Source organism: Caenimonas sedimenti (genome assembly GCF_007833165.1).
Classification (GTDB): domain Bacteria; phylum Pseudomonadota; class Gammaproteobacteria; order Burkholderiales; family Burkholderiaceae_C; genus Ramlibacter; species Ramlibacter sedimenti.
The window spans coordinates 114356-128872 of sequence record NZ_VOBQ01000001.1; the positions used below are offsets into that span (position 1 = coordinate 114356).

The window sequence follows — 14517 nt, forward strand, 5'->3', positions numbered from 1 at the left end:
TCCTACAAACCCGCCCCCGGCGCGGGCGCAGGATGGGAGGGAACTCTAGCATTGACGCCGCGATCATTCGAACGTGACCACCCCCGACCCGCGCCTGACCGAGCAGCGCAACCCGCGCAGCACCGCCATCGACCAGCTCGACACGCTGGCCGTGGTCGATCTCATCAATGCGGAGGACCGCCTGGTTGCCACCGCCGTCGGCAAAGAGCGCGAGGCGATCGCCTGCGCCATCGACCTGGTCGTCGAATGCTTCGAGCAGGGCGGCCGCTTGTTCTACGTGGGTGCCGGCACCTCCGGCCGGCTCGGTGTGCTGGACGCCTCCGAAATGCCGCCAACGTACCGCACCGAGCCCGAACTGGTGCAGGGCGTCATGGCCGGCGGCTTCGAAGCCCTGCTGCGCGCCCAGGAAGGCGCGGAGGACCACCCCGAGCATGGCGCCGCCGCGATGGACGAGAAAGCCGTCGGGCCGAATGATTTCGTGCTGGGCATCGCTGCGTCGGGCACCACGCCCTTCGTGCATGGGGCGCTGGCGCGAGCCCGGGAACGCGGCGCGCGCACGGGCTTCCTGCTGTGCAGCCATCCCAGCGCGCAGTTGCGCGAAGCGCATGACGTCGTGATCGCGCCGCTGGTGGGGCCGGAGGTGATCACCGGCTCCACGCGCATGAAGGCCGGCACCGCGACCAAGCTGGTGCTCAACACCATCAGCACCGCGGCCATGGTGAAAACCGGCAAGGTGTTCGGCAACCTGATGGTGGACCTGCAGGTGACCTGCCAGAAGTTGCAGGACCGCGGCGAGCGCATCCTGGTCGACACGCTGGCCGTGTCGCGCGAGGAGGCCGCGCGCCTGCTGGATGCTTCCGGCGGCCACGTGAAGGCCGCCATCGTGATGGCGAAGCTGGGCGTGGATGCGGAGGGTGCGCGGCGCGAACTCGAAGCCGCCGGCGGCTCGATCGCGGGGCTGCTCGGCAAATAGCAGGTTCGTGGGCCCGGATCAGGCCCGGATCCGCTCCAGCCGCTGCCAATCCAACTCGATGCCATGCCCCGGCCGGTCCGGGGCGAGCGCGAAGCCTTCCTCGATGCGCAGTGGCTCTGCGACGTACGCATCCAGCCCGAAACCGTGTGCCTCCAGGAACGTTCCGTTGGGCACCGCCGCCAGCAGGTGCACGGTGACATCGTGTGCGCCATGCGAAGTGACCGGCAAGTTGAATGCCTCGGCCAGGTGGGCGATCTTGAGGAAGCTGGTGATACCCCCGCAGTTGGTGACGTCCGGCTCCGGGAACGTGACGCCGCCTTCCGCGATGAGCTGCTTGAACTCCCAGAGCGTGCGCAGGTTCTCCCCCGATGCGATGGGGATGCCGGCCTCGCGCACCACGCGCGCCTGCCCGGCGACGTCGTCCGGAATGACCGGCTCCTCCAGCCAGGTGAGGTCGTAGGGCTGGAAGGCACGGGCGGCGCGGATCGCCTGGTCGGCGGTCCACTTCATGTTGGCGTCGGCCATCAGCGGAAAGCCCGCGCCCAGGTGCTTGCGCATCGCGGCGACGCGCTCCACGTCCTCGGCGAGCAGCTCGCGCCCCACCTTCATCTTGATCGCACGGAAGCCCCGCTCCAGGTTGGCATCGGTCTGGCGCAGCAGGGCGTCCAGGGGCAGCTGCAGATCGATGCCGCCCGCGTAGCAGCGCACGCGCGGCGCATGGCCGCCCAGCAGCTTCCACAGCGGTTCGCGCAGGCGCCTGGCTTTCAGGTCCCAGAGCGCCATGTCCAGCGCTGACAAGGCCAGCACCGTCGGCCCGCCCCGCCCGCCGTAATGGGAAGCCCACCAGAGGCGGTTCCACAGGAACTCGATGCGGTCCGCGTCCTGGCCGAGCGCCACCTCGGGGAAGTCGCGGCGCAGCACGGCATCGATCGCGGCGCCGTTGCGTCCGCAGGTGAAGGTGTAGCCCACACCCTGCTGGCCGTCGGCGTCACGCACGCGCACGGTGTTGAGCTCGAAGGCGAGCATCTCGCCGTGCATGGAATCGGTCAGAGCCGTCGGCAGCGGAAGACGGTAGAAGCCGGGTTCGATTTCGGTGATGTTGGCCATGGCGACGGTTTAGGCGAATGTGCTTTGCCCTGCCAGCGGGTTTTCCTGGGCCGCGCGGGGCCGTCAGCCCAACTCGACCAGAACCGGCTGGTGGTCGGAAGCCTGCGTGCGGCCATCGACCTCCAGCCACTGCAGCCGGTCCTTCAACCGGTCACTCGCGAAAATGAAATCGCAGGCGATCGGCTCTGGCCCATAGCGGCGGTCGTGGAGGCGGAAAGTGGGCGCGTGCGGCGCGTCCGCGTGCAGGACGCGCCATGCATCGTGCAAGGACCCGCCCTCGGAAGGCCGGGTGATCTCCGCGTACTCCGGCTCATGTGCCTCGAAGTTGAAGTCGCCGCAAAGGATGGCCAGGTCCGTGTGCAGCTTGGTCTGGAAAGGCGAGCCGTCGTCGCTGGGTTGCGGGGGCATCGCCGCATGCGCGCAGTATTGCAGGTGGAGGTCACGCAGCGCGCGCGCCTGGGCCATGCGCTGCTTCTTCGAGTAGTACTCCAGGTGTGTCGTCATCACCCGCACGGCCCCCAGGCCGGGATCGATCAGCGTGACGACGGTGCACATGCGCGGCATGCTGCGGACGCCGTCATCCGGCGGGTACGGCAGGGCATGGTGCTGCACGTGGGCCACCGGCAGCCGGGTCGCGATGCAATTGCCGAACTGCCGGTGCGCGCCGTCCGCCCCCCATTCCTGCACGGCGGCGCCGAAGAACAGTTCGAAGCCCGGCAGAAGACCGCGCAGCCATGCGGGCTGGTCATGACCGGCGTTGCCTTCGAGCTTCGGGTAGTTCACCGCGATCTCCTGCAGGCACAGCACGTCGAAATCGCCCAGCTTCCGGGCCACCTTGACGATGCGCCGGGGATCGACGATGCCGTCGTTGCCGCAGCACCATTGGGCGTTCCAGGTGACGAGTTTCATGCTGGCGGAAGTATAGGGAGCCGTGCCCTAGACTTCCCTCTTTGAGATTGCCAGTGGAGAACCGAGTGACCAGCACGCCGACCGGGCGCTACCCCGAGCCCAACGAGGAATTCCCCCAGGCCACGCGCCTGGACGACGTGCGCATCCGCGAGGTCCGGCCCATCATCTCGCCCGCGCTGCTGCAGTACGAGCTGCCGGCCGATGCCGCGGTGCAGCGCTTCATCGAGGCCAGCCGGACCGAAGTCGCGAATGTCGTGCACGGCACCGATCCCCGGCTGCTGGTGGTGGTGGGCCCGTGCTCGATCCACGACAGCGAACAGGCGCTCGAATACGCGCAACGCTTGCTGGCGCTGCGCGAGGAAGTGAAGGACCAGCTGCTGATCGTGATGCGCGTGTACTTCGAGAAGCCGCGCACCACGGTCGGCTGGAAGGGCTACATCAACGACCCGCACCTGGACGGCAGCTTCCGCATCAACGAGGGCCTGCGCAAGGCGCGCGAGCTGCTGCTGGCCATCGCGCAGATGGGCCTGCCGGCCGGCACCGAGTTCCTGGACCTGCTCAGCCCGCAATACATCGCCGACCTGATCAGCTGGGGCGCCATCGGTGCGCGCACGACAGAGAGCCCGTCGCACCGCCAACTGGCTTCCGGCCTGAGTTGCCCCGTCGGCTTCAAGAACGGCACCGACGGCGGCGTGCAGATGGCGGCCGATGCCTTGATCTCCTGCCGCGCGCCCCATGCCTTCATGGGCATGACGAAGATGGGGCAGGTCGCGATCTTCGAGACCTCGGGCAATGACGACTGCCACATCATCCTGCGCGGCGGTTCGCGCGGGCCCAACTACTCGAAAGCGGACATCGACGCGGCATGCGCCATCCTGCGCAAGTCCGGCGTGTCGGAGCGCGTGATGGTCGATTGCTCGCATGCGAATTCGGCGAAGAAGTACGAGCGGCAGGTGGAGGTGGCGCAGGACCTGGCCCGCCAGATCGCCGCGGGCGAGCAGCGCATCCTGGGGTTGATGGTGGAGAGCCACCTGAACCCGGGCCGGCAGGACCTGCAGCCGGGCGTGCCGCTGCAACGCGGCGTGTCGATCACCGATGGATGCATCGGGTGGGAGCAGACGGAAGCGGTGTTGCGAGGCCTGGCTGCCGCTCGCCCGGTGTAGCAGGGACGCATCCGGTTACATGTCCGGTGCCGGCTGGTGCAGACGTCACGCCTTTTTCGCGAAGTTCTTCTCAAGCACCGTCACGGAATATTGATAGGCTCCACCGCTTTCGACCCATTTCCAGGAGCCAACATGTTCAAGAAACTCGCCTCCGAAGCGCTCGGCCTGAGCGACATCGGTTCCATCATCGAGCCCAAGGACTTCGGCAAGGTCGATGCCGACGACTACCTGTTCCATGAGGACGGGGAGAAGATCTTCTTCCTGATCAAGTCGAAGAAGGACGAATACTGCTTCACCAACCTCGCGCTGATCCACGTCGACGGCGACTCCGCCGTGTCGTCGAAGCGGTCGATCAAGCGCTACGAATACGCCAGCCAGCAGATCGCCGGCGTGCAGATCGAGACGGCCGGCACGATCGACATGGACATCGAGCTGAAGTTCAGCATCGGCGGCGTGGTCTTCAGCATCGACGTGCGCAAGAACTTCATCGAACAGCTGAAGGACATCTACAAGGCGCTCATCACCATCAGCAAGCGGCAATACACCGACGCGGTGTGCCGCGAGAACGCCATCCGCGCGCTCGATGCCACGGCCTCCATGTACAAGATCACCTCGGCCAGCTCGGGCGAGGCGGTGACCGCGCAGTACAACGAGCTGCTGAAAGGCGTGAACCAGGCGATGCTGGTGAGCTACATGAAGCGCGATTTCAGCGACGTGTTCGCGAAGTACATCCAGGCCTAGCTTGTCGATGCCGAAGGAAGTCCGGCGCTGCGCCTGGGCGCAAAGCGATCCATTGATGCAGGCGTACCACGACACCGAGTGGGGCGTGCCTGTGCGCGATGCTCGTGAGTTGTGGGAAACGCTGATGCTGGAAGGCTTCCAGGCCGGGCTGTCGTGGCTGGTGGTGCTGCGCAAGCGCGATGCCTTTCGAAAGGCCTTCGCCGGCTTCGAGCCGGCGAAGGTGGCGAAATTCGGGGAGCGCGACATCGAGCGCCTGCTGGCGAACGAAGGCATCATCCGCTCGCGCGCGAAGATCGAGGCGACCATCGCGGGCGCCAGAATCTACTGCGACATGATGAAGAACGGCGAGGACTTCGGGGCGTTCTGCTGGTCGTTCACCCAGGGGAAGGTGATTCGCGGCGACGGCAAGACGTTGCCCGCGCAGACCGAGCTGTCCGCCACCATCTCCAACGAGCTGAAGCGCCGCGGCTTCAAGTTCGTCGGGCCGACGATCGTCTATGCCTGGCTGCAGGCGGTGGGGATCGTGGATGACCATGCGGCGGACTGCGCCTTCCGCCGGGCGCGGCGTTAGAGACTACGGAAGTTCGACGCCCACGGCGCGTGCCGCGGCGCGTACCGGCTCCGGCCAGTTGATCATGCCCGGGTCTTTGCCGCTGGCCATGCCCATCAGGTAGGCGGGTTCGGCACTGACATTCCGGAACCCCCTCGACACACCGGGCTGGATGCTGATCGTGTCCCACTGCTCCAGAACGATGCTCCGGCTTCCTTCAGGTCCCCAGAACACTTCCCACCGCCCCGTGAGCGCGACGAAGACTTCCTGCGTCAGGTGGTTGTGCAGCGGCGCGGCTTTTCCTGGCTCGCAGTGCACGAGGCTCATGTGGAAACCCTCCGCCGCCAGTGGCGCGCCGGGTTGCTGGCCCAGGACGCGAAGCGTGGTTCGCTCACAGCCCGGGATCGCGGAGTCGATGTAGTCGTCGGTCGGCTTCAAGTTCAGGAAGCGCGCGACGCGACCTTCCATCTCTTCGACCGATGGATTGTCGTCGGTGATGGGGGCGGTGGCCGTCATGTCGCCACCATTCTCCGCCACTCACCCCTCCGGCCGCAAACTGATCCCCAGCGCCAGCTTCCGGATCCCGTTCGCGAACGAGCGTACCGCCGCCGTCTGCTTGCCCCCGCGCTTCCACAGGATCCCCGGCGTGCGCACCGGTGTCGGGCTCTCCAGCGGGATCACGCGGATGTCTTCGCGCGGCGGCACTGCCTGGGCGGAAACGACGGTGGCCAATGCAGTACGCGCCACCAGCGCGATCATCGGCGCGATGGTGTTCATCTCCGCCGCCAGCATGGGCTCGGCGCCGCAGGCGCGAAAGCACTCGTCCAGCATGCCGCGCGTGGCAAAGCTCTCGGGCAGCAGCACCATGCGCTGGCGATGCAACTCCACCATGCGCACGCGCTTGCGCTGCGCCAGCGGGTGCTGCAGGCCCACCACCAGCACCATCTCCTCGGTGTAGAGCGGCTCGAACCACAGGTGGCTGGCATCGGGCGGCGCGTACGAGATGCCGATGTCCAGCGTACCGTCGAGGAGGCGCTGCGCGATGGTATCGGCCGCCAGTTCGTCGACCGTGACCTTCACCGTCGGGTGCTTGTGCAGGAACGTCGCCATGCACTCCGGCACGAAGCCGATGTTGAAGGTGCCGGTGGAGCCGATGCGCACCTGGCCCGACAGTTCGTCGGGCGCGCGCAGCAGGTCGCCCAGGCCCTGGTCGACCTCGCGCAGCGCCTTGGCCGCGTAGCCCAGGAAGGTCTCGCCGGCGTCGGTGAGCAGCACGCGCTTGCCGATGCGGTCGAACAGGGCGCGGCCGATCTCGTCTTCGAGCTGGCGGATCTGGTGCGAGAGCGTCGACTGCGTCACGTGCACCCGCTCGGCCGCGCGCGTGAAGTTGAGCGTGTCGGCCAGCGCGACGAAGTAGCGCAGGTGGCGCAGTTCCATGGGGGCCCAGTCTAGGGTTAACCAGTGTGAATGATCGATGGTATCGATGCGAACCATCGAAATTCTTCACTTCTGCGGGCTCCTGTCAATCGATAGAGTCCCGCCAGTTGCATCAGGACCCCCGCCATGGCCCAACTCGAATACGACACCAAAAGCCTCACCGACGCCGTCATCGCCCGCCTGGCCGACTGCCAGGACCCGCGCTTCAAGCAGGTCATGACCTCGCTGGTGCGCCACCTGCATGACTTCGCGCGCGACGTCGACCTGAAGGGGCCCGAGTGGTTCCAGGCCATCGAATTCCTCACCGCCTGCGGCAAGGCCTGCGACGAGAAGCGGCAGGAATTCATCCTGCTCTCCGACACGCTGGGCCTGTCGATGCTGGTGGTGGCGCTGGAACATGCGCGTGCCCTCGGCAACCGGACCGGCGCCACGCCCCCGACCGATGCCACCGTGCAAGGCCCCTTCTACTGGGAAGGCGCGCCGGACGTCGCGCTCGGCAGCGACATCGCGCAGGGCATCCCCGGCGAGCCCGCTTTCTACAGCGGCCGGGTGACCGACCTGGAGGGCAAGCCCCTGGAGAACGCGTTGCTCGACGTCTGGTCGGGCGACGGCGACGGCATCTACGACATGCAGATGGCCGACGCCGGCATGCGGGCGCGCGCTCGCATCCGCACCGACAAAGAGGGCCGCTACTGGTTCTGGTCGATCCGGCCGACCTACTACCCCGTGCCCACCGACGGCCCGGTGGGCGTGATGCTGGGCAAGATGGGCCGCCACCCGAATCGCCCCGGCCACATCCACATGATGGTGTCGGCGCCCGGGCACACCCCGGTTACGACGCACCTGTTCGTCAAGGACAGCCCGTACCTGGATTCCGATGCGGTGTTCGGTGTGCGCGAGAGCCTGATCGTGGAGTTCGAGAAGTGCCCGCCCGGCAAGGCGCCGGATGGCAAGCAGATGGACAAGCCGTACCACGCCGCGCACTATGACTTCCGGCTGATCCCCCAGGGTGCCTGAATGAGCTCCGCCTCCACCGGCTCCATCAACAAGATCGGCAAATCGACGGTGCCACGCACCGCGATCTGCACGTCCGACGAGCACAGCATCACCGTGCGCGGTGAAGACTTGTGCCATGACCTGATCGGCAAGATCTCCTTCACGGACTACTTCAGCCTGCTGGTCACCGGCCAGCGGCCTTCGAACGCCGACCGGATGGTGCTGGACGCGACGCTCGTCGCCATCGCCGAACACGGCATGGTGCCGAGCGTGCAGGCCAGCCGCATGACCTACGCGGCGGCACCAGATGCGCTGCAAGGCGCGGTGGCGGCGGGCATCCTGGGTTGCGGCAGCGTGATCCTGGGTGCTTCGGAGACGGCTGGGCGGATGTTCAGCGAGGTTGACCAGCAGGCGGGTCCGACGGGCGACTTGCGGGCCGCGGCCAAGGAAGTGATCGGGCGCTGGCGTGCGGCTGGCCAGCCGGTGCCCGGCTACGGACACCCGCTGCACAAGGACCGCGACCCGCGCGTAGTGCGCTTGTTCGCCGTCTCCAAGGAAGCGGGTGCCGGCCAGCGCTTCGTGGAGATCGCGGAGGCGGTCGAGGCCGTCATCCCGGAAGTCGTGGGCAAGGAACTGAAGCTCAATGTCTCGGCGGCGATTCCCGCGGTGCTCCTGGGCACCAACTTCCCCTTGCGCGGTTTGCGCGGCGTGCCGATCCTGGCGCGCACCGCGGGCCTGATCGCGCACCTGTGCGAGGAAGCTGTGAATCCCAGCGGCTTCGCCCTGTCGTACCAGGCCACGCGCGAGCTGGTCTACGAAGGCCCGGCGCCGAAAGCCTCGGCGCGATGAGTTCGGTCCTGCAAGACGTGCGCGTGCTGGAACAGGGCACGTTCATCACCGGCCCCGCCTGCGGCATGCTGCTGGGCGACCTGGGCGCGGACGTCATCAAGATCGAGCAGCCAGGAACCGGCGACCCGTTTCGCGCGTTCAAGGGCGGCCTCTACAGCCCGCACTTCCAGACCTACAACCGCAACAAGCGCAGCATCACGCTCAACACCAAGCAGCCCGCCGACCGCGAACGTCTGTACGAGCTGGTGAAGACGGCGGACGTGTACATCCAGAACTTCCGCCCCGGCGTGGCGGAGCAACTCGGTGTGGGCGAGAAGGATTTGCGCGAGCTCAACCCGCGCCTCATCTACTGCTCGATCAGCGGCTTCGGCCCCGACGGTCCCTCGGCGGCGCGCCCCAGCTACGACACGGTGGCGCAGGCGGCCAGCGGTTACCTCAAGCTGCTGGTGAATCCGGCGAACCCGCGCGTCGTGGGGCCCGCCATCGCCGATGCGGTCACCGGCTTCTACGCGGCCTACGGTGTGCTGGGCGCGTTGCACGAGAGGGCCCGCACCGGCACCGGCCGCAAGGTCGAAGTGTCGATGCTGGAAGCCATGTCGCACTGGAACCTGGACGCCTTCACGCACTACTACTCGGCCGGTGAAGTGATGGGCCCCTACAGCCGGCCCAGCGTGTCGCAGTCCTATGTGCTCGAGTGTTCCGACGGCAAATGGGTCGCGCTGCACATGTCCTCGCCCGAGAAGTTCTGGCAAGGCCTGGCCAACGCCATCGAGCGGCCCGAGATCTTCCAGGACCCGCGCTTCGCCACCCGCGAGGTGCGCATCCAGAACCAGGACGGCCTGATCGAGCTGCTGGGCGGCATCTTCCGCACGCGCACGCGCGAGCAATGGTGCAACCGGCTGCTGGCCGAGGACGTGCCGCACGCGCCCATGTACGACACCAGCGAAGCGCTGGAAGACCCGCAGGCGAAGCATCTGCAACTGCTGGTGTCGGCACAGCACCCGACCATGGGCGAGTTCCGCACGGTGCGCCCGCCGGTCACGTTCGACGGCGAGCGTTCGCTGCAGGTGCGGCCGCCGCCGGTCCTGGGTGAGCACAACGGCGACATCGATGCGATGCTTGCCGACGCGAAGACTTAAACCAAGAGAAGGAGACAACGCCATGAGCACGATCCCATCCATCCCCCGCCGCACCCTGCTGGCCGGCGCGGCCTCCGCGGCGTTGGGCGCTTCGCCTCTCGCAGCTTTTGCCCAGGGCGCACCCATCCGCATCGGCAGCACGCTGGCGCTCACCGGCCCCCTCTCGGCCACCGCGCAGGTGCACAAGCTCGTGGGCGAAATCTACGTCGAGCAGCTCAACGAGCGCGGCGGCTTGCTGGGACGCAAGGTGGAATGGATCGTGAAGGACGACCAGTCCAAGCCCGACCTGGCGCGCACGCTGTACGAGCAACTGATCACCGCGGACAAGGTCGACCTCCTGATGGGCCCCTATGCCACCGGCGCCATCCTCTCGGCCATGGGCGTGGCCCAGCGCTACAACAAGGTGCTGGTGCACCACACGCTGGGCGTGCCCTCGCTGGCCAAGTACGACATGCAGTTCCCCGCCTGGTCGTTGGGCTCCGACCCCGGTGTCACGGTCAACAACACCCTGTTCGAGGCACTGGCTGCCGGGCCCAAGCCGCCGAAAACCGTGGCGGTGGTCACCAGCAAGTTCCCCTCGATCCACTTCATGTCGATGGGCGCGCGCGAGACCATCAAGAAGAAGGGCCTGACGGAGGTGCTGTTCCTCGAATGGGAATTCGGCAACCGCGAGTTCGGGCCCATCGCCGCGCGCGTCAAGGATGCCAAGCCGGACTTCGTGTTCGTCGGCGCGATCGGCCTGGACGGCAACCTGCTGCTCGACGCCATGAAGAAGATCGACTATGTGCCGCCGCAGCACTTCTACATGTATCCGGCGCCGGGGCCGCTGGTGGCCTCGCCGGATGCGAAGAACGCGCTGTCCGTCACCATCTTCGAGGACCAGCCGCCCTTCAACACCCGGCCCGGCGCGGAGAAGTTCATCACCACCTACCGCGCCCGCGCCGCCAGGGCGAACTTCCCCGATACCTCGGTGGAGGTGCAGGCCGGGGCCTCCTGGACCGCCTGGCAGATCCTGGAGGCGGGGGTCACCGCCACCAAGAGCCTGGACGACAAGAAGATCGCCGATTACCTGAAGAAGAACAAGGTGAACACGATCCAGGGCGCGCTGCGCTTCGACGGGCCGTCGAACTACGGCGACGACCTGATGCGCATCAAGCAGATCCAGAACGGCAAGTGGGTCGTGGTGTGGCCGCGCGAGATCGCGACGCCCGGCGTCCGCATGGCGGCGAACTAGGCCCCACTCGCGATGAGTTTTCCGAGCTGGACCTTGCTCGGGCAGTCAGTGCTGTCCGGGTTTTTTGTCGGCGCGCTGTACGGCCTGCTGGGGCTCGGGCTGGGCCTCAGCTGGGGACTGCTGCGTACCATCAACCTCACGCACTTCGCCTTCGCGTTCCTCTCGGCCTACCTTTGCCTGCAATTGGCGGTGGTGGCGCATTGGGATCCGCTGCTCACGTTGGCGGTGATCGTCCCCTTGATGTTCGCGTTGGGAGCAGGATTGCACTGGTTGACCGAGCGGTTCAAGCTCACGCCCTTCAGCTCGCTGCTGCTCACCTTCGGCTGCATGGGCATCGCCGAATCCGTCATGCAGACGATCTGGACGGCCGATCCGCGCAAGCTGGAGTCGGCCTACGCCACCATGAAGTTCAAGCTCGGGCCGCTCTACGTCCCCATCCCCGAGTTGATGACGCTGGTGGTGGCACTGCTGGTGACGGGCGCAGCCTGGTGGGTGCTGCGGCACACCGACCTGGGCAAGGCGCTGCGCGCGTCGGCGGAAGACGCGCCCATCGCCGCCGCCTTCGGCATCAACCAGCGGCGCAACAGCTTCCTCCTGGCGGGCACCTGCTCGGCGCTGGCCGGCATCGCCGGTGTCTGCATCGCCCTTTCGAGCAGCATCAGTCCTTCGCAGATGTACGCCTGGGTCGGTGTGGTGTTCGCGGCCGTGATGCTCGGTGGCTTGGGCAGCGCGCTCGGTCCTCTTGTGGCCGGCGTGATCATCGGTGTCAGCGAGGCGGTGACGATGGCCGTGACCTCGCCGTCGTGGGCGCCGCTGGTGTCGTTCGCGCTGCTGATCCTCATCTTGCTGCTCAGGCCGGGACGCGTGCGGTGAAGCTGCGCGCCGCCCCCCTGGCTGTCCTCGGCGCCGGTGTGCTGCTGTGCATGCTGCCGTTCCTGAAACCGCCGGCGTTCTACGAGTCGTTCCTGTACCTGGCGCTGTTCTGGATCGTGCTGGCGACCTCGTGGAACCTGCTCTCGGGTTACGCGGGCTACTTCTCGTTCGGGCATGGCGCGTTCTTCGGCGCGGGCGTGTACACGTCGGCGACGCTGGCGGCCAAGTTCAACTGGCCTTTCCTGTGGACGCTTCCCGTTGCTGCGCTGGTTGCAGCGGTGATCGGGGTCGCCGTGGGCTCGGTCGCCTTTCGGGTCCGTGGCGTCCGCGGCGAGTTGTTTGCCCTGCTCACGCTGGCGGTCACCTTCGTGCTGGCCACGATCATCGGCAACTCGCCGCTGGATGGCGGGCAGGGCGTGTACCTGAATGCGGTGCCAGTGCCCTCGCTCGGCCCGAGCGCGACGTCGAGCCTGTTCCTGATGATGGTGGTGGCTGCCGTGGTGACGATGCTGGTGTCGTGGGCCGTGTGGCATTCGCGCTTCGGCGCTGGCCTCTTCGCCATCCATGACGACGAGGATGCGGCCGAGGTGATGGGCGTGCCGACCTTCCGCTGGAAGCTCGGCGCGCTCGCGCTGTCGTGCGCACTGGCGGGTTGGGCGGGCGGCATTCATGCGCTGTTCGTGTCGTACATCACCACGCCGGAGATCTTCAACATCACCGTGCCGCTGACGGTGGTGCTCATGAGCATCCTGGGGGGGTCGCGGCACTGGGCCGGGCCGGCGGCGGGGGCGGTGGCGATCACGTGTCTGCTGTTCGCGTTCACGGGGAGCCAGTACGCGGTGATGGGAAAGGGGTTGATCGGGGCGATCCTGGTAGCGGGGATTTTGTTCATGCCGCAGGGGGTGATGGGGAAGTTGTGGCGGCGACGTGCCGTGCGCGCCCCCCTCCCGGCCTCCCCCCAGAGGGGGGAGGAGGAAGTCAAAGAACTCCCTCCCCCTTTGGGGGAGGGCGGGGGTGGTGGCTCGCCCGAGGCCCCCATTCTGCTGACTGTCAAAGGCCTGTCGAAATCCTTCAGGGGATTGAAAGCCCTCAACAACGTCACCCTCGAAGTCCGCCAGGGCGAGATCCTCGGGCTGCTCGGACCCAACGGCTCCGGCAAGTCCACCTTCATCAACGTGGTGAGCGGGCACTTCCTGCCGGACGGCGGCGAGGTGTGGCTGGATGGCAAGAACATCGCCGGCTTGCCGGCCCACCGCATCGCCCAGGCGGGCATCGCGCGCACGTATCAGATCCCCAGGCCATTCACGCAGATGAGCGTGCTGGACAACGTCGCCATTGCCGCGATGTATGCGGGAAAGGGCCTGCCGACGATGGAGGCCGGCCGCAACGAAGCGCGCCAGTGGCTGGCGTTCGCGCACCTGGAAAGCAAGGCCGACAGCCTGCCCGGCGATCTCAATCTGCACCAGCGCAAGTTCCTGGAGCTGGCGCGCGCGCTGGCCTCGCGGCCGCGCCTGGTGCTGCTCGACGAAGTGCTGTGCGGCCTGACACCCACCGAGATCCAGTCCGCCGTGCAGCTGATCAAGCGCATCCGCGACCAGGGCACCACCATCGTCTTCGTGGAACACGTGATGGACGCCGTGATGGCGCTGACCGACCGCATCGTCGTCTTCGACCAGGGCCTGCTGCTGGCCGAAGGCGCCCCCCAGGAAGTGATGCAGCGGCCGGCCGTGGTCGAGGCCTATCTGGGGTTGGCACATGCTTGAGGTCGACCAACTGGCCGTGGCGTATGGCGAAGCCGGCGCGATCTGGGACGTGTCGCTGCGCGTCGCCACCGGCGAACTGCTCTGCGTCGTCGGTCCCAACGGGGCTGGCAAGACCACGCTCGTCAACACGATCGCCGGCATCCTGCCGCCGAAGTCGGGCCGCATCGCCATGAACGGCCAGGAGATCACCCGGCTCGCGCCGCACCGCTTCTGCGAAGCTGGGATCGCGCTGGTGCCCGAAGGCCGGCGGCTGTTCACGGGCATGACCGTGGCCGACAACCTCGATGTCGGCAGCTACCTCCCCGCAGCCAAGGCGAAACGCCGCGAGACGCTGGAGGAAGTGCTGACGCTGTTCCCCGCATTGAAAGCCAAATTGCCGGAACCGGCCGGCGAACTCTCCGGGGGGCAGCAGCAGATGGTGGCGATCGGCCGCGCGCTGATGGCGCGGCCGCGCCTGCTGCTGCTGGACGAGCCCTCGCTCGGCCTGTCGCCGCTGGTCACGGCGGACATGTTCGATGCCATCCGCAAGATCAGCGCGGCGGGCATGACCATCGTGCTCGTCGAGCAGAACGTGGCGATGGCGATGCGCGTGTCGCATCGCGCGCTCGTGCTGGAGCTGGGCCGCATCGTCGCCGAAGGCGCGCCGGATGAACTGATGCAGCGCCCTGAAATTCGCAAAGCCTACCTTGGCACCTGAAAACCGCATCCCCGTCATTCCCGCGAAGGCGGGAATCCAGGGCTTCCACGACGGAAGCTCTGGATCCCCGCGTCCGCGGGATGACG

At 67.1% G+C, this 14517-nt stretch carries 15 protein-coding genes; 11 read left to right on the forward strand and 4 right to left on the reverse strand.

Annotated features, from left to right (window positions below; all coding sequences use genetic code 11):
- The first annotated feature begins 73 nt into the window (after positions 1–73).
- Positions 74–973, forward strand: a complete 900-nt coding sequence (murQ, locus tag FN976_RS00610) for an N-acetylmuramic acid 6-phosphate etherase (RefSeq protein ID WP_145889913.1) — start codon at positions 74–76, stop codon at positions 971–973.
- A gap of 18 nt (positions 974–991) precedes the next feature.
- On the opposite strand, the gene FN976_RS00615 is transcribed toward murQ, so the two are convergent.
- Both FN976_RS00615 and FN976_RS00620 read right to left on the reverse strand, forming a co-directional pair.
- Positions 992–2080, reverse strand: coding sequence for a mandelate racemase/muconate lactonizing enzyme family protein (locus tag FN976_RS00615; RefSeq protein ID WP_145889915.1), 1089 nt, complete (start codon positions 2078–2080; stop codon positions 992–994).
- A 63-nt stretch (positions 2081–2143) separates the two neighbouring features.
- A complete protein-coding gene (locus tag FN976_RS00620) occupies positions 2144–2989 on the reverse strand; it encodes an endonuclease/exonuclease/phosphatase family protein (RefSeq protein ID WP_145889917.1) in 846 nt (281 codons plus the stop codon).
- A 65-nt stretch (positions 2990–3054) separates the two neighbouring features.
- Between FN976_RS00620 and FN976_RS00625 the strand changes: the two genes are divergently transcribed.
- The 3 genes from FN976_RS00625 to FN976_RS00635 all read left to right on the forward strand — a co-directional run bounded on the left by FN976_RS00625 (position 3055) and on the right by FN976_RS00635 (position 5464).
- Positions 3055–4152 carry a 3-deoxy-7-phosphoheptulonate synthase gene (locus tag FN976_RS00625; RefSeq protein ID WP_145889919.1) on the forward strand — a complete coding sequence of 366 codons (1098 nt, stop codon included), beginning with the start codon at positions 3055–3057 and terminating at the stop codon, positions 4150–4152.
- A 132-nt stretch (positions 4153–4284) separates the two neighbouring features.
- Complete coding sequence (locus FN976_RS00630) at positions 4285–4893, forward strand: PH domain-containing protein (RefSeq protein WP_145889922.1); 609 nt, start codon at positions 4285–4287, stop codon at positions 4891–4893.
- 7 nt (positions 4894–4900) lie between these two features.
- Positions 4901–5464: a DNA-3-methyladenine glycosylase I gene (locus FN976_RS00635; RefSeq protein ID WP_145889924.1), complete on the forward strand. Its 564-nt coding sequence runs from the start codon at positions 4901–4903 to the stop codon at positions 5462–5464.
- A 3-nt stretch (positions 5465–5467) separates the two neighbouring features.
- On the opposite strand, the gene FN976_RS00640 is transcribed toward FN976_RS00635, so the two are convergent.
- Positions 5468–5959, reverse strand: a complete 492-nt coding sequence (locus FN976_RS00640; protein ID WP_145889926.1) for a cupin domain-containing protein — start codon at positions 5957–5959, stop codon at positions 5468–5470.
- A 21-nt stretch (positions 5960–5980) separates the two neighbouring features.
- Positions 5981–6880 (reverse strand): LysR substrate-binding domain-containing protein, encoded by a 900-nt coding sequence (locus FN976_RS00645; RefSeq protein ID WP_145889928.1) that lies wholly within the window; start codon positions 6878–6880, stop codon positions 5981–5983.
- A gap of 126 nt (positions 6881–7006) precedes the next feature.
- Here FN976_RS00645 and FN976_RS00650 point away from each other — a divergent pair, with 126 nt between their 5' ends.
- From FN976_RS00650 to FN976_RS00680, 7 genes are read left to right on the forward strand one after another with little or no spacing between them, the layout of a single operon-like run.
- Positions 7007–7897: a dioxygenase family protein gene (locus FN976_RS00650; RefSeq protein ID WP_145889930.1), complete on the forward strand. Its 891-nt coding sequence runs from the start codon at positions 7007–7009 to the stop codon at positions 7895–7897.
- Complete coding sequence (locus FN976_RS00655; protein ID WP_145889932.1) at positions 7898–8725, forward strand: citryl-CoA lyase; 828 nt, start codon at positions 7898–7900, stop codon at positions 8723–8725. It abuts the gene before it with no gap.
- Entirely contained in the window at positions 8722–9864 is a 1143-nt protein-coding gene (locus tag FN976_RS00660) for a CaiB/BaiF CoA transferase family protein (RefSeq protein ID WP_145889934.1), read from the forward strand. Before FN976_RS00655 ends, FN976_RS00660 begins: the two co-directional genes overlap by 4 nt.
- 22 nt (positions 9865–9886) lie before the next feature.
- Complete coding sequence (locus tag FN976_RS00665) at positions 9887–11098, forward strand: amino acid ABC transporter substrate-binding protein (protein ID WP_145889935.1); 1212 nt, start codon at positions 9887–9889, stop codon at positions 11096–11098.
- A 12-nt stretch (positions 11099–11110) separates the two neighbouring features.
- Positions 11111–11971: a branched-chain amino acid ABC transporter permease gene (locus FN976_RS00670; protein ID WP_145889938.1), complete on the forward strand. Its 861-nt coding sequence runs from the start codon at positions 11111–11113 to the stop codon at positions 11969–11971.
- Positions 11968–13734 (forward strand): branched-chain amino acid ABC transporter ATP-binding protein/permease, encoded by a 1767-nt coding sequence (locus FN976_RS00675; protein ID WP_255440015.1) that lies wholly within the window; start codon positions 11968–11970, stop codon positions 13732–13734. The genes FN976_RS00670 and FN976_RS00675 overlap by 4 nt, the downstream gene beginning before the upstream one ends.
- Positions 13727–14431, forward strand: a complete 705-nt coding sequence (locus FN976_RS00680) for an ABC transporter ATP-binding protein (RefSeq protein ID WP_145889940.1) — start codon at positions 13727–13729, stop codon at positions 14429–14431. The genes FN976_RS00675 and FN976_RS00680 overlap by 8 nt, the downstream gene beginning before the upstream one ends.
- Positions 14432–14517: the final 86 nt, after the last annotated feature.